The organism is Streptomyces sp. NPDC007808 (assembly GCF_042868655.1).
Lineage (GTDB): Bacteria > Actinomycetota > Actinomycetes > Streptomycetales > Streptomycetaceae > Streptomyces.
On the sequence record NZ_JBIAEQ010000002.1, the window covers coordinates 1185471 to 1204324 of the forward strand.

The following is an 18854-nucleotide window of genomic DNA, read 5'->3' on the forward strand; positions in this document are numbered from 1 at the left end:
GCCGCGTGTCAATCACGGACACGCATAACGGTCGAATCGATGGCCGGAATCCAACCTCCGACGGGTGGCGTCAACCACTCCTCCGAGGCCGCCACCTGGGCAGCTGCCCGCCGAAGGGCGTCCAGGGCAGGATGCGCCAGTCCCTTTCGCCACACCAGTGAGACGGGCGACACAGGCACGGGATCGACCAGGGGACGCAGTACGGCCCCGGGCATGGCCGGAAATTCGATGACGGCGAGGACGGGGGTGCGCGTCTTGGCCATGATCCGCTGGAACTCCTCGCGGCCGACGGCGAGCGGCGCGGGCGGCGCGAGGGCTATCCCCCGTCCCTCGAACAGCCGGCGGGCGAGATCGGTCCACTCCGGCGTACGGGGGTTGCCCGCTCCGGCGTACACGGTCTCGCCGGCCAGCGCGGCCAGCGGTACCCGCTCCTTCTCGGCCAGCGGATGGCCCTCGGGCAGCAGGACCGCCATCGGCTCGTAGCGGACCGGCTGGTGGTCGAGGCCCGCGCGCAGGGCCGGGTCCAGTCCCGCGAACCGCCCGAACGAGGCGTCGAGCCGCCCGGCGGCGATCTCGCCGGCCGCGCCCGTCAGACCGCTCTCGTAGCGGGCCATGAGTTCGTGCTCGGGGGCGAGTTCGCGGGCCCGCCGCAGGACCCTGTGGCCGGTGACCAACCCCGGCGAGTTCACGTCCACCAGCAGGGGGCGGGCCTGGCCGAAGGCGGCGAGCAGGGCGTCCTGGGCCTGCAGGGCGCCGCGGGCGTACGGCACCAGCCGCTCCCCGTCGGGCGTCAGTGTGACCTGCCGGGTGGTGCGCACGAACAGCTCGGTGCCCAGCTCCCGCTCCAGCCGCCGTACGTCCCGGCTGAGCGCCTGCTGGGCGACGTACAGCCGTGCCGCGGCCCGCGTGAAGTGCAGTTCCTCCGCGACGGCGAGGAAGGCGCGCAGGAGGCGGGGGTCGAGGTGAGCGGGTGCGGGCATGCGGGGAACCTACAACGCCGGGCGCGTTCACAACACAGGTGGGTGAATGCCCGCCGAGCAGGTGTTGGACCCTGTGATCCACTCGGGGCGAGGGTGGAGCCATGCCGCAACCGCCCGCCATGAACACGCCGAGAGACGGCAGCGCCCCCCTGGTCACCGTCACCGCCGACACCCTCGTCGCCGTCGACTTCGGCTCCCGTGCGCGTACCCGGCCACCGGGCCCGTACCGCCGGCTCTTCGCCCGCCCCGGCACCCGCGCCTTCACCATCGGGAACCTGATCGCCAGGCTGCCGATGGGCATGTTCAGCGTGAGCGCGGTGGTCATGATCGCCGGCTCCCGGGGTTCGTACGCCCTCGCCGGCGCGGTCACCGCGACCGGCCTCGCGGCGACCGCCGTGGTCGCCCCCTGGATCGCGCGGCTCGTGGACCGGTACGGGCAGGCCAGGGTCGCCGTTCCGGCCACGCTCCTCGCGGCGCTGGGCAGCGTCGCGCTGCTGCTGTGCGTGCGCTTCGACGCGCCGGCCTGGACTCTGTTCGCCGCGTACGCCGCCACCGCGACCACGCCCAACACCGGCGGCATGTCCCGCGCCCGCTGGGCCCATCTGCTCAAGGGCGACGCCGACGCCGTGCACACCGCGAACTCCTTCGAGCAGGCCGCCGACGAGCTGTGCTTCATGCTCGGCCCGGTGCTCGCGGCCTTCCTGTGCGGGACGTTCTTCCCGGAGGCCGGGACGCTGGTCGGGGCGGTGCTCCTCGTGACCGGCGTGCTGGTCTTCGCCGCCCAGCGATCGACCGAGCCGCCGCTCGGGGGCCGCACTGCCGCCACGGACGCGCCGCCGCCCCTGCGCTCCCCCGGCATGCCCGCGCTGCTGGCCGTCTGCCTCGCCATGGGGGCGGTGTTCGGCGCGACGGAGGTCGTGACGATCGCGTTCGCGGACGCGTCGGGCCACCGTACGGCGGCGGGCGCGGTGCTCGCCCTGCAGGCGGCCGGGTCCTGCGCCGCGGGCCTTTGGTACGGCCGGCTGAGGCTCTCCGGGTCCGCCGAGCACCGCTACCCGTGGTGCATAGCGGCGATGGCGGCGCTGCTGACCCTGCCCCTGCTCGCCGCGTCCCTCACCGGATCGCTGCTGCTGCTGTCCGCCGCCCTGCTGGTCTCCGGCATGGCCACGGCACCGACGATGATCACCAACATGTCCCTGGTGCAGCGGCGCTCCCCGGAGGGCCGCCTGAACGAGGGCATGACGCTCGCGGTGACCGCGCTGCTCGGCGGTATCGCGTGCGGCAGCGCGATCGGCGGCTGGCTGGTGGAGCGCCTGTCCCCGGCGGCCGGGTACGGCGTGCCGATCGCGGCGGCGGCCGTGGCGCTGCTGGTCTCCCTGGCGGCGCGGCGCGGCCGGAACGCGGCCCGTGCCGCGTGCGCCAATTCGCACCCGATCCATTGACTCCTCACGGGGCCGCACATAGCTTCGCGTCGAAGCGCTTCGACGGACGGCATCGAAACGATTCGACGATCGTGGGGTGCCCGCGAGGTTAGGACCTCACCCATGAAGTTCACCGACGGCTACTGGCTGCTGCGCGAGGGCGTGACCGCCGCCCACCCGGCCGAGGTTCTCGACGTCACGGATGCGGACGGCTCGCTGGAGATCCACGCACCGACCCGGCCCATCCGCTCACGCGGCGACCTGATGGCAGGACCGGTCATGACGATCAAGGCCCACACCCCGATGCCGGACGTCATCGGCCTCACCCTCACCCACTTCGCGGGCGGGCAACCTCGCGGGCCGCGGTTCGAGATCGACCGGTCGGACGGGACCACCCCCCAGATCTCGTACGACGACGAATACGCGACCCTCACCTCCGGCGCGCTGTCGCTGCGGGTCGCGCGCACCGGACGCTGGCACGTCGAGTTCCTGGCCGGCGGCCGCACCCTCACCTCCAGCGGCCACAGGAGCATGGGCATCATGCGGGACGCGAGCGGCGCGCACCACCTGCGCGAGCAGCTGAACCTCGGGGTCGGCACCTCCGTGTACGGCCTCGGCGAGCGCTTCGGCCCGCTGGTGAAGAACGGGCAGGTCGTCGACGTCTGGCAGGCCGACGGCGGCACGTGCAGCGAGCAGGCCTACAAGAACGTGCCGTTCTACCTCACCGACGCGGGCTACGGCGTCTTCGTCGACCACCCGGGCATGGTCTCCTTCGAGGTGGCCTCGGAGGTCGTCTCCCGGGTGCAGTTCAGCGCGGAGACCCAGGAGCTGACGTACTACGTCATCCACGGCCCGACTCCCAAGGACATCCTGCGCACGTACACGGCGCTCACCGGCCGCCCCGCCCTCCCGCCCGCGTGGTCCTTCGGTCTGTGGCTGTCGACGTCCTTCACGACGTCGTACGACGAGAAGACCGTCACGTCCTTCGTGGACGGCATGCGCGAGCGCGAACTGCCGCTGTCCGTCTTCCACTTCGACTGCTTCTGGATGCGCGAGTTCAACTGGTGCGACTTCCGCTGGGACCCGCGGGTCTTCCCGGATCCGGAGGGCATGCTGTCCCGGCTCAAGGCCAGGGGACTGCGGATCTGTGTCTGGATCAACCCCTACATCGCCCAGCGCTCCCCGCTCTTCGCGGAGGGCAGGGCTCTGGGGCACCTGCTGAAACGGCCGGACGGCAGCATCTGGCAGTGGGACCTGTGGCAGCCCGGCATGGCGCTGGTGGACTTCACCTCCCCCGCCGCCCGCGACTGGTACGCCGCCAAGCTGGAAGCGCTGCTCACGCAGGGCGTCGACTGCTTCAAGACCGACTTCGGCGAGCGGGTACCGCTCGACGTGGCGTGGTCGGACGGCGCCGATCCGGAGCGGATGCACAACTACTACACCTACCTGTACAACCGCACCGTCTTCGACGTGCTGCGCAAGCACCGGGGCGAGCAGGAGGCGGTGGTCTTCGCCCGCTCGGCGACGGCGGGGAGCCAGAAGTTCCCCGTGCACTGGGGCGGCGACTGCGAGGCGACGTACGAGTCGATGGCGGAGTCCCTGCGCGGCGGCCTCTCCCTCGGCCTGTCCGGCTTCGGGTACTGGAGCCATGACATCGGCGGCTTCGAGGGCACACCGTCACCGGCCCTGTTCAAGCGGTGGCTGGCGTTCGGCCTGCTGTCCTCCCACAGCCGGCTGCACGGGTCGTCGTCGTACCGCGTCCCCTGGCTGTTCGACGAGGAAGCCGTGGACGTGGCCCGGAGGTTCATCCGCCTGAAGCTGCGGCTCATGCCCTATCTGTACGAGGCCGCCCGCACCGCCCACGCCGAGGGCGTGCCGATGATGCGGGCGATGGTGCTGGAGTTCCCGGACGACCCCGGGTGCGCGCATCTGGAACGGCAGTACATGCTCGGCCCGGACCTGCTGGTGGCGCCCGTCTTCAGCGACGAGGGGGACGTCCGGTACTACGTCCCCGAAGGCACCTGGACCCATTTCCTCGACGGGCGGACGGTGACGGGTCCGCGCTGGGTGCGCGAGAAGCACGGCTTCTCCAGCATGCCGCTGCTGGTGCGGCCGGGCGCGGTGATCCCGGTCGGCGCGGTGGACGACCGCCCCGACTACGCCCACGCCGACGGAGTCACACTGCGGGCGTACGGGATGGAGCGCGGCGGCAGCCGGACGGTGCGGGTCGGGGACGTCGTCTTCACGGTCGTCCGGGAGGGCGGCACCCTGCGGGCCTCGTGCGGTGACCCGTCCGCGCCCTGGGGACTGGCGGCCGGCGAGCGCGAGGTGCGGGCGCAGGCGGGGACCGGGTTCCTCTCCGTGGAGCTGGGCTGATGGTGAAGATCACGGACGTGGCCCGGGATGCCGGGGTCTCCCCCAGCACGGTGTCCTACGCGCTCAGCGGCAAACGACCGATCTCCGAGGAGACCCGGCGCCGCGTCGAGGAGTCCGTCCGCCGGCTGGGCTACCGCCCGCACGCCGGCGCCCGGGCACTGGCCGGCGGCAGGTCGAACGTGCTGGCGCTGGTGCTGCCGTTGCGGGCGGGCATCAACGTGCCCGTCGTCATGCGGTTCGCGGTGTCGGTGGTGACGACGGCCCGTCGGTACGACCATGACGTGCTGCTGCTGACTCGGGAGGAGGGCGAGGAAGGGCTGCGGCGGGCCGTGGACACGGCGCGGGTGGACGCGCTGATCGTGATGGACGTGCAGTTGGACGACCCGCGGGTGCCGCTGCTGCGGGGCCTGGACCGCCCGTCGGTGTTGATCGGCTTCCCGGCCGACTCCGCCGGCCTGACCTGCATCGACCTCGACTTCCAGGCGGCGGGTGAGGCCTGCGTCGAGCACCTGGCGCGGCTCGGGCACCGGGCGGTGGCGCTGGTGGGGTCCCCGCCCGAGGTGTACGTACGTCGGACGGCGTTCGCCCACCGGGTGGTACGGGGCTTCACGGCGGCCGCGGACCGCGGCCGGCTGTCGTCGACGGTGCGTCCGTGCGAGGCGTCGCCGGCGGCTGCCCGCGCGGTCGCGGAACAACTCCTGCGCGAGCAGCCGGCGCTGACGGGCGTCGTGGTCCACAACGAGGAGATCCTGGAGCCGCTGATCGAGGCCTTCGAGCAGCTGGGCCTGCGCGTCCCGGCCGACATCTCCCTCACCGCGATCTGCCCCGACGAGGTGGCCGAGTCCCTGCCGGTACCGGTCACCTCGATCGCGCTGCCGACCGCCGAGGTGGGGGCGCGGGCGGTGGAGCTGCTGATGGGCAAGCTGGACGGGAAAGCGGTTCCGGAGTCGACGTCGCTGCCGCCGCGGATGACGGAACGCGGCAGTACGGCCCGGCGGACGCGGGCATGACGGGCCGTCGCCGCCCGCGGCGGCGGTCCGTCATGCCCGGACCGTGACCCGGGGCCGCGCTCAGCCCAGCCCCCAAGCCCGCCCCATCCGGTACGCCGCGCACACATCCACGTCGAGTAGATACGCTCCAACACTCCCGCACTGCTCGCTCCCGGCCCCCGGATCGACGGGCTGGCCGTGTCCCGTCCCGGTGAGGCTGTAGGTCTCCACGACCGCGCGTCCGGACGCGTCCCGGAAGACCTGGTGGGGGTGCCCGGCGACCGTGTCGCTCAGGTCGGCCGTCCGGTCGGTGCCGTGCACGTCGGTCCACTGGCCCGTCAGGTCGGTCATGTTGACCGGCCTGACGGTGTGGTCGGCCGTGCCCTGGAAGGCGATCAGCGTGGGCCAGGGACCGGTGTGGCCGGGTCGGGCGGCGCGCACCCGGTCGCCCCACTGCCGCGGGCTCTGCGTGGCCCCGACGTACATGCACACGTACGGCGATCCGGCCGCCTGGGCACACCCGTACGGCAGCCCGGCGACGATCCCGCCCGCCGCGAACTTCTCCGGATACGCGGCCATCATCACGGCCGTCATCCCGCCCCCGGCGGACAGCCCGGTGACATACACCCGCGACGCGTCACCGGACACGTCGGCGAGCTGCCGGTCCACCATCTGCGCGATGGAGGCGGCCTCGCCCCGGCCGCGGGCGATGTCGCCGCTCTGGAACCAGTTGAAGCAGGACGAGGGGTTGTTGGCGCCCTGCTGCTGCGGCAGGACGACCGAGAAGCCCCACCGGTCGGCGAGCTGCGTCCATCCGCTGCCGGTGCCGTAGCCGGAGGCGTTCTGCGTGCAGCCGTGCAGCGCGACGACCACGGGCCGTCCGGCGGGAAGCCCGTCGGGAACGTACCGGAACATGCGCAGTGCGCCCGGATCGGACCCGAAGTAGGTGACCTCCTGCAGCGAGGCGGCCGCGGCTCTGCCCGGTGTGAGAAGGGCGGTGATCAGGGCGAGGAGAAGAGTCACCCCGACGGCGGTTCGACGACGTGCGGCTGGGGTCTGTGTCATGCGGAAGAACCGTAGAAGCGTGAACGGCCCCTCGATATGGAGCGGGACACCACAACGGACATGCGCGCCATGGTGGTTCACTCGGTGAGCGAACCGCCCCCGCGGAACTGCCGGACGAACGTCCTCGGGTCCCGCACGACCTCCCACAGGCCCAGCCCCAGCAGCAGCACACTGCTGACGAAGCACACCCAGAACACGAACTGGGCGCCCGTCGCGAGGTCGTGGGTGCCGCCGGACTCGTACAGGCAGTAGGCCTGCGGGGGAAACGCCTTGGAGACGCCGACGCCGCCGTAGTACATGGAGCAGGGGTCCTCGCCGGGATCCTTGATCGTGTCGTCGGCCGTGACAACAAGCAGCCAGGCCAGCGCCGCCACCGGAACGGTGAGGAACACGCTCGTCTTCGCCCACAGCGGCAGGCGAGGATGCCCCAGGAGCCCGATGAGAGCGACCAGCACGACACCGAACACCGCGGCGACGCCGACGGCCGCGGACGTGTCGTCGAACACCGCCTCCAGCAACCAGACCAGCCCGGCCACCGGAGGCGCGGTCAGGACGACGACCCTGACACCGGGCGGGATGCGCGGGTGGGCGAGGAGGAACACCGCGACCGCGCACACGAGGAGGATCAAAAGGCCGGTCATCGGCCACCGCGGTTCACGGAGCCGGGAAGGCCGAGGGGACGGCGGACGCGGGCGGCGGCGTCGGCCGCCCGGTGGCGGTGCCGGCGCCCTGGTACGTCTCGTCCTTCTTCCACGGCCCGACGCCGAGCCTGCCCGTCGTCCCGAGGTCGAACTCCGGCACCACCGTCACGGCAGGAGCGCCAGGCTTCGCCCGGACGCGGACGTACGGCGCGTTCACCGGTTCACCTGCCCCGGTGGTGTTGCGCCACGCCAGCCCCGCCAGCGCGGCCTCACCCGGTCGCAGGACCACGGGGCGCGGGCCGCCCTCGCCGCCGGCGGCCGGGCTGATCCGCTCGGTTCCGTGGAGGATCCGCACGCTGTCGACGAAGTCGTGCTCCTCGTCGAGGAGTTCCAGCTCCGGGTAGCCGTCGAGCCGGTACGGCCGGGTGCCGCAGTTGACGAGGTGCAGCCCGACGACGCGCAGGCCCAGGGCGGCGTCCCCCCGGTCCGCGTAGACGTGCACCCCGGACGCCGGACACGGCCCCGAGGCCGTCGACGCCTCGTCGGCGGGCACGCTGCGCACCTTCAGCACCTGCGCGCCCGACACGTCGAAGGCCTTCCCGGGCGACTGGCTCATGGCGACGGATCCGGTGACCGTCCGCCCCGGGGCCACCGACTCGACGGTCTGCTCGACGTTGTCGACCGCGCCTGAGGTTGCGCTGCGGAAGCTGATGGTGACGGTGTAAGTGAGCGGCTCCCGCTGCCGGTTGGTGACCTCGAAGTCGGCGGAGTACCCGGCCGCGCAGCCGCTGTCCGGCCCCCAGGCGTACAGACCGGTGACCTCGACGCCGTGTTCGCCGGGACCGGTGAGCGAGGGGAGCGGAAGCGGCGTGGGCGTACCGGAGGGGCTGGGGCGGGACGCCGGCTCACCGGTCGGCGGGGCACCGCCGTACCGCGTGAACTCCGAGGGGCACAGCGCCTCGGCCCGCACCGGAGCGTCCCCGCCGCCGCGCGCCTGCCCCGCATCGCCCTGCGCCGAGGGGCGCTGCGAACCGCACGCGGCGAGTAACAGGACGCCGGCGAGGACGGCCGGGACGGTGCGGGGGGTGGTGGTCATCGGCCCACCCCACCAGGGCGGTGGCGCACAGGCTGTGGCGGAACCCACACCTCCGGTCACAGGGGTGTCACAGATCACTCGGCGATGCGGGCAGCCGGAGACGGAACAAGACGAAGGCCCCGCTGCCCGGAAGCAGCGGGGCCTTCGCCCACATGGGTGAGGAGATTCGCGAGAACCTCCCGATCGTGGAGATGGCGGGAATCGAACCCGCGTCCAACGGTGCAGAATCAGGGCTTCTCCGTGTGCAGTTCGCTGTGATTTTCTCGGCCCCGGCGATCACGCGAACAAGTCGCCGACGGGCCCAGTCACTGTTTGGTTTCCCTTTTCACCCCGTGACCGGGATCAAGGTTTAGTTCCCTAGCTGATGCCAGGATCCGGGTCGGGAACAGCCCCGGGCTGACACTTCGCAAGTCGCTACTTAGGCAGCGAGGGCGAAGGAATCGCGCTTGGTGTTGGCGATTATTTTTTGCGACATATGGTTTACGAGATCATTGCCGCTTCCTCGACACGCTTCCCCTGCTTCAACAGCCGCTGTCGAAACCGATCATCCCCATGTTGTTTTATCAATCCTCTCCGGAGACCGGAGGAGGGCGCGCACCCTCTGTGAGGTGCGGTGCCATCGTACGTGACCAACGCGCGACGATGCCAGCGTATTCCCGGCGGCCGCCCGCGGGCCCGTACTCGCTCGACGCTCCGCTGCCCGCTAGACGCCCCGCTGCCGGCGCCGCGCCGCGGCGATCGCGCGGTCCGACTCCCGCCGGTCCTGCTTCTCCCGCAGGGTCTGGCGCTTGTCGTACTCCTTCTTGCCTCGCGCCAGGGCGATCTCGGCCTTCGCGCGGCCGTCCTTGAAGTAGATGGCGAGGGGCACGATCGTGTGACCCGTCTCCTGGGACTTGGCCTCCAGCTTGTCGATCTCCTCACGGTGCAGGAGGAGCTTGCGCTTGCGGCGCGCGGAGTGGTTGGTCCAGCTGCCCTGGTGGTACTCGGGGATGTGGGCGTTGTGCAGCCACGCCTCACCCCGGTCGATCTGGACGAAGCCGTCGGTCAGCGACGTGCGTCCCTCGCGCAGCGACTTGACCTCGGTACCCATGAGCACCAGTCCGGCCTCATAGGTGTCGATGATCGCGTAGTCGTGCCGGGCCTTCTTGTTCTGGGCGACGATCTTGCGCTTGCCGCCCTTCTCGCCGTCCCTGACCTTCGCGGCCGACCCGCCCTGCTTGGGCTGGGACTCCTTCGGTACGTACATTCCCTTGCTCATAGTGCCGTCCATTTTCGCACCACGGAGGGGGTGGACGGGAAGCCGATTTACGAGTCGCCGAGGCCGCTGAGGACCGTCTCCGCCCGCTCCAGGACCTGCCGGTCGGCCTCCAGGTCCGGCATGATCCCGCGGCCGTCGACGGCCCGCCCCGAGGGAGTGCGGTAGTGGCCGACGGTCAGTTCGGCGACGGAGCCGTCGGGCAGGCGGCTCGGCATCTGGACCGAGCCCTTGCCGAAGGTGCGGCTGCCGACGACGACCGCTCGGCCGCGGTCCTGCAGGGCGCCGGTGAGCAGCTCGGCCGCGCTCATCGTGCCCCCGTCGACGAGCGTGACCAGGGGCCTGGTGGTGTCACCGCCGGGTTCGCCGTGCAGGGCGCGCTGTTCGCCGTCCACGTCGTAGGTGGCGACGAGGCCCCCGTCGAGGAAGGCGGAGGCGGCGGTGACGGCCTCCGTGACCAGGCCGCCGGGGTTGCCCCGCAGGTCGAGGACGACCCCGCTGTCGGCGGGGGCCTGGCGCAGCGCGGTGCGGACCTCCTCGCCGGATCCCTTGGTGAAGGAGGAGATCCGGATGACGGTGACGCCGTCGCCGAGGGTGCGAACCGTGACCGGGTCGGTGGACAGGCGTGCCCGGCGCAACGTCAGGTCCCACGCGCGCGTGCCGCGCTCCAGGCCCACCTTCACCGCCGTACCGGCGGTCGCGTCCTTCGCGTCGCCCCTCAGTAAGGCGACGACCTCGGTGACCGGGCGCCCGTCGACCTTCTCGCCGTCGACGCTGCGCAGCCGGTCGCCGGCGCGGATCCCGGCCGACGCCGCGGGGGACCCGGCCCGCACCCGGGTCACCTCGATACGGCCGTCCCGCTCCCGCCGGGCCCAGAGGCCGACGCCGGTGTACTGGCCGTCGAGGGCCTCCTCGAACTCCTTGTACTCACCCTGGGAGTAGACGGCGCCCCAGCGGTCCCCGCTGCGGCTCACCGCGCGTTCGGCGGCCTCCACGGGGGACTGGCCCGCCGCCATGGCCTCCGCGGCCGCCCGGGCCACCACCTCGTGCCGGCCCTCGGAGACGGCAGAACCGGCCGCCGGGTCGGCGGACTTCCGGTCGGGGCCGGGCAGGGCGCCGGTCGCGGCACCGGCGACGAGCACGCTCGCGAACACCAATGTCAGGGCGGCCCCGCGGCCGAGACGGCGGGGCTGACAGAACAGGTCACGACCTGACATGCCGGTGAGTCTAGGACAACGCGAAGGGGCCGCACGGTCCCTTGCCCGTACGGCCCCGTTGGCGTTGGTCACACCTTCAGGTACTTGCGCAGCGCGAAGAATGCCGCCAAGGCCGGCATCAGCAGGCTCGTCGCGAGGATGAGCGGGAGCTTGGTCAACACGGCGTCCCAGCCGATGAAGTTGACCAGGGTCAGCTGGTCGGCCAGGGCCAGCCCGTGGTCGATGAGGAAGTACCGCGCGATCACCAGGAACCCGCAGGCGACCGTTCCGCCGATGAGCCCGGCGACCGCCGCCTCCATGATGAACGGCGCCTGGATGTAGAAACCGGAGGCCCCGACGAGGCGCATGATCCCGGTCTCCCGCCGGCGGCTGAACGCCGAGACCCGCACCGTGTTGACGATCAGCATCAGCGCGACGACGAGCATCAGCGCCATCACCGCGCGGGCCGCCCAGTTCATGCCGTTGAGCAGCTTGAAGAGGTTGTCCAGGATACCCTTTTGATCCTGCACCGACTGCACGCCGTCCCGCCCGTTGAAGGCGGTCGCGATGACCTGGTACTTCTCGGGGTTTTTCAGCTTGATCCGGTACGACTCCTGCATCTGGTCCGGCGTGAGCGAGGCGGCCAGCGGGGAGTCGCCGAACTGCTCCTTGTAGTGCTTGTACGCCTGGTCCTGGGACTCGTACGTCACCTTCTCGACGATCGCCATCTTGTCGAGGTCGGCGAGGATCTCCTTCTTCTGGTCGTCGGTGACCGCGCCCTTGGCGCAGTTGGGGTCGGACTCGGCGTCGGACTTGTTGCAGAGGAAGACCGAGACGTTGACCTTGTCGTACCAGTAGCCCTTCATGGTGTTGACCTGGTCGCTCATCAGGAGCGACCCGCCGAACAGGGCGAGCGACAGGGCGACGGAGACGACGACGGCGAACGTCATCGTCAGATTGCGGCGGAGACCGACACCGATCTCGGACAGTACGAACTGGGCGCGCATGGCGACGGGTTGGGCCTTTCCGTGGACGGGGCGGTCAGTGCTGGTAGCCGTAGACGCCGCGCGCCTGGTCGCGGACGAGGCGGCCCTTCTCCAGCTCGATGACGCGCTTGCGCATCTGGTCCACGATGTTCTGGTCGTGCGTGGCCATCACGACGGTCGTACCGGTCCGGTTGATCCGGTCGAGCAGCTTCATGATGCCCACGGAGGTCTGCGGGTCGAGGTTGCCGGTGGGCTCGTCGGCGATCAGCAGCTTGGGCCGGTTGACGAAGGCCCGGGCGATCGCCACGCGCTGCTGCTCACCGCCGGAGAGCTCGCCCGGCATGCGGTCCTCCTTGCCGCCGAGCCCGACGAGGTCGAGCACCTGCGGCACGGACTTGCGGATCTCGCCGCGGGACTTGCCGATGACCTCCTGGGCGAAGGCCACGTTCTCCGCGACCGTCTTGTTGGGCAGGAGCCGGAAGTCCTGGAACACGGTCCCCAGCTGGCGCCGCATCTGCGGCACCTTCCAGTTGGACAGGCGTGCGAGATCCTTGCCCAGGACGTGCACCTGCCCGTGGCTGCACCGCTCCTCGCGGAGGATGAGCCGCAGGAAGGTGGACTTTCCGGAGCCGGAGGACCCCACGAGGAAGACGAACTCGCCCTTCTCCACTTCCAGGGACACATCCCTGAGTGCGGGGCGGGTCTGCTTGGGGTAGACCTTGGAGACGTTGTCGAATCGGATCACGGATGCACCACGGGTCGCCGGGGGTAGATGAGCGTGACCATACGCGAACCGGGTGCACGAGCGCAGGCACCGGTGGGGGTTGTGCAAGGGTTGTGCCCTTTTGTGCCGGGCAGGGGTGCCCCCTAGGGGGCGCGCGGTGACGAAACGGCCCCGGCCACCCCTGTGCAAGCGACCCGGCGCGGGTTCCGCGGGAACCTGGCACAGTGGAGGGGGGAACGTTCGGTTGCCCGCGAGCGTTGTCCAGGTGGAACGAGTGGCTAGGAGGGTGGCGCATGACGTACGACCGGCTGGTGTGCGCGAACTGTGCCGCGCCCGTGAGTGAGGGCCGCTGCCCCGTCTGCCGGGCGAACCGTGAGCGGATGCAGCAGGAGAACCCGTTCGCGGGTCTGAACCCCATGACGCTGATCGCCCTGCTCGCGGTGCTGATCGCCGCGGTGGCACTGCTGGCTCACCAGACCGCGTAGAAGACCGCCCACCCGTACGCGAACATGGCGAGGGGCCCGGAGCGAGCGTGCTCCGGGCCCCTCGGCCGTACGGCGTGAGTCACACCGCGTGACGTGGCGACTGCCGTCAGGCAGCCGCACCGCCGCGGCCGCCCGCGAGACGCGGCAGGACGCGGAAGGCGATGCCACCGGCGATCATCGTGGCGGCGCCGACCAGCAGGAACGTGGTCTGAGCGGCACCGGTCTCGGCGAGCTCGTCGCCGCCGCCCTGGGCGGAGGTGCTGGTGCCCGTGGCGGTGGTGTCGTCCGAACCGGTGTCGGCCAGGCCGGAGGAGCCCTCCTGCTGGGTCGAGGTGCCACCGTCGGGGTCGGCGTTGTTGCCGCCGCCGTTGTTGCCGTTCCCGTTGCCGTTGCCGTTGCCGTTCCCGTTGCCGTTCCCGTTACCGGGGTCGGTCGGGTCGGTGGTCGGGTCGTCGGTGGGCTCCGTCGGCTCGGTCGGCTCGAGCGTCGGCTCCGTCGGGTCGACCGTGGGCTCGTCGGTCGGGATGTCGGTCGGGATGTCCGTCGGGACGTCCGTCGGCGGGTCGGTGGGAACCGGCGGCTCGGTCGGGTCCTCGTCGGCGCACAGGAGACCGAGCAGGCAGCTGTCGTCCGCCTCGGCGGCAGATGCGGCACCCGCGGCGGTCAGCGAGGCACCGGCCGCGATCACGGCGCCGGCAGCGAGCCGCGCGATACGGATCCGCGTCTTCTTCGTCATGTGGTTGCTACCCCCAGTAGCTGAATCGTCAGTGAGGCGGCGCTCGGGGCCGTGATCGACGGAGGTAGCTGAAAGTGAGCCCCCCGGTTCACATGCGCCCCAGAGATACGCATGCCACGCTTTACCCTTCCCATTTTTCAAACACACGTCAAGGCCGTTTGCGGGCGCCATGTCCAAATACGGGAACTATGCCGGGAGTTGCGGGCTGTGAGTGTGATGTAAAACCCAGACATGCGGACACAGAAAAGACAACTGCCGCCGGAGCGGCGGCAGTTGTCATGTCGACAAAGTTACTTCTCTTGCTGCTTGCGCCAGCGAATTCCGGCTTCGAGGAACCCGTCGAGTTCACCGTTGAACACGGCCTCGGGGTTGCCGACTTCGAACTCGGTGCGCAGGTCCTTGACCATCTGGTACGGGTGCAGCACGTAGGACCGCATCTGGTTGCCCCAGGAGTTGCCGCCGTCGCCCTTGAGGGCGTCCATCTTGGCCTGCTCCTCCTGCCGGCGCCGCTCCAGCAGCTTGGCCTGGAGGACGTTCATGGCGGTCGCCTTGTTCTGGATCTGCGACCGCTCGTTCTGGCAGGAGACGACGATGCCCGTCGGGAGGTGGGTGATCCGGACGGCGGAGTCGGTGGTGTTGACGCCCTGACCACCGGGCCCGGAGGACCGGTAGACGTCGATCCGCAGCTCGCTCTCGTCGATCTCGACGTGGTCGGACTGCTCGACGACGGGCAGGACCTCCACACCCGCGAAGGAGGTCTGACGCCGGCCCTGGTTGTCGAAGGGCGAGATACGGACGAGCCGGTGCGTGCCCTGCTCGACGGAGAGCGTCCCGTAGGCGTACGGCGCCTGCACGGCGAAGGTGGTCGACTTGATGCCGGCCTCTTCGGCGTACGAGGTCTCGTAGATCTCGGTCTTGTAGCCGCGCTGCTCGGCCCAGCGCAGGTACATGCGCTGCAGCCGCTCGGCGAAGTCGGCGGCGTCGACGCCGCCGGCCTCGGCGCGGATGTTGACGAGCGCCTCACGGGCGTCGTACTCCCCGCTGAGGAGCGTGCGCACCTCCATCTCGTCCAGTGCCTTGCGGACGGCGGCGAGCTCGGACTCGGCCTCGGCACGGGTGTCCGGGTCGTCCTCCTCCTCGGCCATCTCGAAGAGCACGGCGAGATCGTCGATCCGCCCGCGCAGCGCCTCGGCCTTCCTCACCTCCGCCTGGAGGTGGGACAGCTTGCTGGTGATCTTCTGCGCCTCGTCCGGGTTGTCCCACAGGGACGGCGCGGCCGCCTGCTCCTCGAGCACGGCGATGTCTGCCCTCAGTTTGTCGAGGTCCAGAACGGCCTCGATCGACTCCATGGTCGAGGAGAGGGACTTGAGCTCTTCGGAAACATCGACGACTGCCACGCCTCCAGCGTAACGGCTCCGCCAAGCGGCGGGACGCGGGCGCCCTCGGCCGACGGGGCACCCCGGCGCCACCGGCGGCCCGGCAGGGGCTGCGCCCTCCGTGCGGGAACGGGCGGCGCGGCAGCCGGGCCGGGTCCGCACCAGTCCCCTCGTCGGCCGGGAGGGCGGGCCCGGCTGCCGCGGGCAGGCGGGACTCCGCGGACCCGGCCCAGGTGCGCGTTCCGCCCCACGGCAGGCCCTAAGGGGTCGCCGGGGCCGAGTTGTTCGTGTCCTGGGGCGGTACGTCGGCGTCGTCGTCGGAGGTCGCCAGCCACGTGCCCACTCCGGCCGCGGCCACCAGCGCCACCGCCGCCGCCCCCAGCGCCACGCGTCGGCGCCGGGCCACCGCCCGGTGGCGGGCCGAGCCGGGCCGGGGCGCCCCGGCCGCCCTCGGCACTCGGGCCGTGCCCCGCGCGCCGCCCGCCAGTTCGTCCGGCGCCGGCACCCTCATCGAGGTGTGCGTGTCGCGGTTGGAGTCGGCCGGCCTGGCCCCCGGCACCAACGGCACCGCGCCCCGCCGTCGGGCCCGCTCCCCGCCGTCCCGCGGCACCGCCGCCTCCTCCGCGGCCGGAGCCTCCTCCTCCGCGGGCTCCGAGCCCGGCTCGTCCACGTCCAGCGGCGGCATCCCGGCCACCAGCGGCAGCAGCTCCCGCAGCCGCGCCCCCAGCTCCGACGCCCGCAGCCGCGAGGCCGGCGCCTTCGCCAGGCACTGCACGACCAGCTGCCACAGCTCGTCGGGGATGCCCGGCAGCGGCGCCACCGACTCCGTGACGTGGCGGCGCAGGACCGCCCCCGGGTGGCCGCCGCCGAACGGTGTGAAGCCCGCCAGCAGCTCGTACAGCACCGTGGCCAGGGCGTAGATGTCGACCGCCGCCCGGGGCGGCAGCCCTTCGACGATCTCCGGCGCCAGGTAGTCCGGCGTCCCGATGATCTTCGTGGCGCGGGTACGGCGCGGCGAATCGATGAGCTTCGCCACACCGAAGTCCGTCAGCAGGGCGGGATGCGAGCCTCCCGGCCCGAGGGGGCCCTGCATGTCCAGGAGCACGTTCTCCGGCTTCACGTCCCGGTGCACGACCCCGGCGGCATGCGCCGCCGCCAGCCCGTCCGCCACGTCGGCCACGATCGCCACCGCCGCCTCCGGCGCGAGGCGCCGGTCCCGGTCGAGGCGGGTGCGCAGGTCGGTGCCGCGGACGAGGTCCATGACCAGCGCGAGGTCGTTGCCGTCGACGACCAGGTCGCGCACGGAGACGACGTTCGGGTGCTCCAGACCGAGCAGTGCCGTCCGCTCCTGCACGAACCGCCCGACGAGCTCCTGGTCGGAGGCCAGATCCTCACGCAGCAGCTTGATGGCGACGGGCCCCTCGGGCCCCTCACCCAGCCACACCGTGCCGGCGCTGCCCCGCCCCAGAATCTGGTTGGCGGTGTACCGGCTACCGATCTTCCGTGCCAAGACTGCTCCTACCGACGCGTGTTGTCGCGCTGCGTCGTTCCGAAGGCCGACCCCCCGGACCCCCAGCGGACACAACCGGGACCCCCGGTCGACAAAACTACGCGTTCGAGAAGCCAACCTTCACCGCGGAGGCGGAAATCACCCGCCTGGTGTCGACAAATCCCCAAACCCGTCGAGGCCGTGCCTCCCCCCGCCGGGAGTCGGCACGGCCTCCGGTCAGTTGGTGCCCGAGCCCCCGCCCGAACCGCCGCCCAGCTCCCCGATCCAGTCGGTGACGGTGCCGAACCAGTCGGTCAGCTGCTCCCAGTAGCCCTTGCCCGTGCCGATCCACCCCTGCAACGGGCTCAGCTCCCAGATCAGCCAGCCCGCGACGAACAGGATGACGATGGTGAACAGGCAGCCCTTCAGGCAGCCGAGCCCGGGGATCCGCATCGGGTTCGCGCTGCGCTGCCGCGGCGGACGCGGCTCGCGCTGCGGTCGCCTCGGCTCCGGCGCGGGCGGCGGGGCGTACCGCTGCGGCTGCTGCTGGGGCTGGTGCGGCGGGGCGTAGGGCTGCGGCTGGTGCTGCTGCGGCTGGCCGTACCCCTGCTGGCGGCCCTGCTGGCGGCCCTGCGGGGGCCGCTGCTGCTGGGGCCTCGGCTGCTGCTGCGGGCGGGCGACCTGCCGCTGAGGGCGGCGGCGCAGCGGGTCCTCGTTGGGGTCGAGGTACTGGACCTGCGTCTGCTCGTTGCGGTCCCGGGCGGCACGCAGCTGGTTCTGCCAGGGGTGCGGCTCCTCGGGTCCGGGCTGCCCGGGCTGCCGACCGGGCGGTCCCGGCGGCATCGGGGGCATGACGGCCGTCGGGTCGGCATCGCCGCCGGCCGGACCACCGGGACCGCCCGTGTTCGGCAGTACGGCCGTGGGGTCGGCGGCGCCCGCCGGGCCGGGGGCGCCGGTGTGCGGCAGGACGCTGGTCGCGGCGTTCGGGTCGAAGGCGCCGCCAGCGCCGTGCGGCAGCACCTGCGTGGGGTCAGCCGAGCCGGGCACGGTGGCCGGCGAGGGATCGGGGGCGAGCAGCGCGGCGACGCCCTCGGCCGCCGCGATCTGCGCGGAGTTGGCGTGCACGCCGACGCCCTCGGCGACGACGCGCAGGGCGCGGGCGAGGTTCTCGGCGCTGGGCCGTTCGTCGGGGTTCTTGCGCAGGCAGCGTTCTATGACCGTCCAGAGCGGGTCGGGGACCGTGGACGGGCGGCGCGGCTCGGCGCTCAGGTGCTGGTGCAGGACCTCCAGGGCGGAGCCGCCGCCGAACGGCGGGCGTCCGGTGACCAGCTCGTACAGGAGGATGCCGGCGCCGTAGATGTCGACGGCGGACGTCTGCGGACGACCCTCGGCGGACTCGGGCGCGACGTACGCGGGCGTGCCGACGAACTCGTGGGTGCGGGTCAGGCCCGGGGAGTCGGCGAGGCGGGCGATGCCGAAGTCGGTCAGCATCGGGTGCATCCGGCCGTCGGTCTGCTTCAGCAGGACGTTGGCGGGCTTGAGGTCGCGGTGGACGACCCCGTCGGCGTGGCTGGCGGCGAGGGCGTCGGCGATCTGCGCGGTGAGCAGGGCGGCGGCCACCGGGCTGAAGGGGCCGTTCTCGCGGAGGTAGCGGTGCAGGTCGGGACCTTCGACGAGGTCCATGACCAGGGCGAGGAGATCGCCCTCGACGACCAGGTCGCGGACCCGGACGATGTTGGGGTGGGTCAGGCGCAGCAGGACGGACCGCTCCCGCAGGAACCGCATGACGATGTCCGGATCGCCCGCCAGCTCCTCCTTGAGGACCTTGATCGCGACGGTCTCACCGGGCTGGCCCGGCACGGCCGCCTCGGCGCCCGCGGTCTCCCGCTGGCGGGCCCGCCAGACGGTCCCCGTGGCGCCGCGCCCGAGCGGCTCCTCGAGGAAGTACTTGCTGCCTACCGGCCGCACGTCGCGCTCCCTGCTGCTTGCCTACGTTCCGACCCACTGTAGTGCCGTCCCCCGGGGCACCGGCCTGTCGT

At 71.8% G+C, this 18854-nt stretch carries 16 protein-coding genes and 1 other RNA gene; 4 read left to right on the top strand and 13 right to left on the bottom strand.

What is annotated here, in order from left to right; genetic code table 11:
* Window positions 1-8: 8 nt before the first annotated feature.
* The gene (locus ACFYNL_RS11680; protein WP_388800388.1) at window positions 9-980 is read right to left on the bottom strand and encodes a LysR family transcriptional regulator; all 972 of its coding nucleotides are present in this window, start codon (window positions 978-980) and stop codon (window positions 9-11) included.
* A gap of 101 nt (window positions 981-1081) precedes the next feature.
* Here ACFYNL_RS11680 and ACFYNL_RS11685 point away from each other — a divergent pair, with 101 nt between their 5' ends.
* The 3 genes from ACFYNL_RS11685 to ACFYNL_RS11695 all read left to right on the top strand — a co-directional run bounded on the left by ACFYNL_RS11685 (window position 1082) and on the right by ACFYNL_RS11695 (window position 5787).
* Window positions 1082-2422: an MFS transporter gene (locus ACFYNL_RS11685; RefSeq protein ID WP_388800392.1), complete on the top strand. Its 1341-nt coding sequence runs from the start codon at window positions 1082-1084 to the stop codon at window positions 2420-2422.
* A 102-nt stretch (window positions 2423-2524) separates the two neighbouring features.
* Window positions 2525-4777, top strand: coding sequence for an alpha-xylosidase (gene yicI / locus ACFYNL_RS11690; RefSeq protein ID WP_388800395.1), 2253 nt, complete (start codon window positions 2525-2527; stop codon window positions 4775-4777).
* A complete protein-coding gene (locus tag ACFYNL_RS11695) occupies window positions 4777-5787 on the top strand; it encodes a LacI family DNA-binding transcriptional regulator (RefSeq protein ID WP_388800398.1) in 1011 nt (336 codons plus the stop codon). Before yicI ends, ACFYNL_RS11695 begins: the two co-directional genes overlap by 1 nt.
* Window positions 5788-5847: 60 nt before the next feature.
* Here the strand turns inward: ACFYNL_RS11695 and ACFYNL_RS11700 are convergent, their stop codons facing one another.
* The 8 genes from ACFYNL_RS11700 to ftsE all read right to left on the bottom strand — a co-directional run bounded on the left by ACFYNL_RS11700 (window position 5848) and on the right by ftsE (window position 12750).
* Complete coding sequence (locus ACFYNL_RS11700) at window positions 5848-6831, bottom strand: alpha/beta hydrolase family esterase (protein WP_388800401.1); 984 nt, start codon at window positions 6829-6831, stop codon at window positions 5848-5850.
* 77 nt (window positions 6832-6908) lie between these two features.
* Window positions 6909-7472, bottom strand: coding sequence for a hypothetical protein (locus ACFYNL_RS11705; protein ID WP_388800404.1), 564 nt, complete (start codon window positions 7470-7472; stop codon window positions 6909-6911).
* Between the two features lie 13 nt (window positions 7473-7485).
* On the bottom strand, window positions 7486-8568 hold the full coding sequence (locus ACFYNL_RS11710) for a DUF4232 domain-containing protein (RefSeq protein ID WP_388800407.1): 1083 nt from the start codon (window positions 8566-8568) through the stop codon (window positions 7486-7488).
* A gap of 183 nt (window positions 8569-8751) precedes the next feature.
* Window positions 8752-9120: a transfer-messenger RNA gene (gene ssrA / locus ACFYNL_RS11715) on the bottom strand.
* Window positions 9121-9271: 151 nt separating this feature from the next.
* Complete coding sequence (gene smpB / locus ACFYNL_RS11720; RefSeq protein ID WP_388800652.1) at window positions 9272-9814, bottom strand: SsrA-binding protein SmpB; 543 nt, start codon at window positions 9812-9814, stop codon at window positions 9272-9274.
* 59 nt (window positions 9815-9873) lie between these two features.
* Complete coding sequence (locus ACFYNL_RS11725) at window positions 9874-11040, bottom strand: S41 family peptidase (protein ID WP_388800410.1); 1167 nt, start codon at window positions 11038-11040, stop codon at window positions 9874-9876.
* A 68-nt stretch (window positions 11041-11108) separates the two neighbouring features.
* Complete coding sequence (ftsX, locus tag ACFYNL_RS11730; RefSeq protein WP_388800412.1) at window positions 11109-12026, bottom strand: permease-like cell division protein FtsX; 918 nt, start codon at window positions 12024-12026, stop codon at window positions 11109-11111.
* A 34-nt stretch (window positions 12027-12060) separates the two neighbouring features.
* The gene (ftsE, locus tag ACFYNL_RS11735; RefSeq protein ID WP_004000799.1) at window positions 12061-12750 is read right to left on the bottom strand and encodes a cell division ATP-binding protein FtsE; all 690 of its coding nucleotides are present in this window, start codon (window positions 12748-12750) and stop codon (window positions 12061-12063) included.
* 272 nt (window positions 12751-13022) lie between these two features.
* Between ftsE and ACFYNL_RS11740 the strand changes: the two genes are divergently transcribed.
* Window positions 13023-13214, top strand: coding sequence for a hypothetical protein (locus ACFYNL_RS11740; protein WP_388800415.1), 192 nt, complete (start codon window positions 13023-13025; stop codon window positions 13212-13214).
* 106 nt (window positions 13215-13320) lie between these two features.
* Here the strand turns inward: ACFYNL_RS11740 and ACFYNL_RS11745 are convergent, their stop codons facing one another.
* From ACFYNL_RS11745 to ACFYNL_RS11760, 4 genes are all read right to left on the bottom strand, one after another.
* The gene (locus ACFYNL_RS11745; RefSeq protein ID WP_388800418.1) at window positions 13321-13950 is read right to left on the bottom strand and encodes an LPXTG cell wall anchor domain-containing protein; all 630 of its coding nucleotides are present in this window, start codon (window positions 13948-13950) and stop codon (window positions 13321-13323) included.
* 290 nt (window positions 13951-14240) lie between these two features.
* Window positions 14241-15347 carry a peptide chain release factor 2 gene (prfB, locus tag ACFYNL_RS11750; RefSeq protein WP_388800421.1) on the bottom strand — a complete coding sequence of 369 codons (1107 nt, stop codon included), beginning with the start codon at window positions 15345-15347 and terminating at the stop codon, window positions 14241-14243.
* A gap of 238 nt (window positions 15348-15585) precedes the next feature.
* Window positions 15586-16836, bottom strand: a complete 1251-nt coding sequence (locus ACFYNL_RS11755) for a serine/threonine-protein kinase (RefSeq protein WP_388800424.1) — start codon at window positions 16834-16836, stop codon at window positions 15586-15588.
* Between the two features lie 216 nt (window positions 16837-17052).
* Window positions 17053-18783: a serine/threonine-protein kinase gene (locus ACFYNL_RS11760; protein ID WP_388800427.1), complete on the bottom strand. Its 1731-nt coding sequence runs from the start codon at window positions 18781-18783 to the stop codon at window positions 17053-17055.
* Between the last annotated feature and the right edge of the window lie 71 nt (window positions 18784-18854).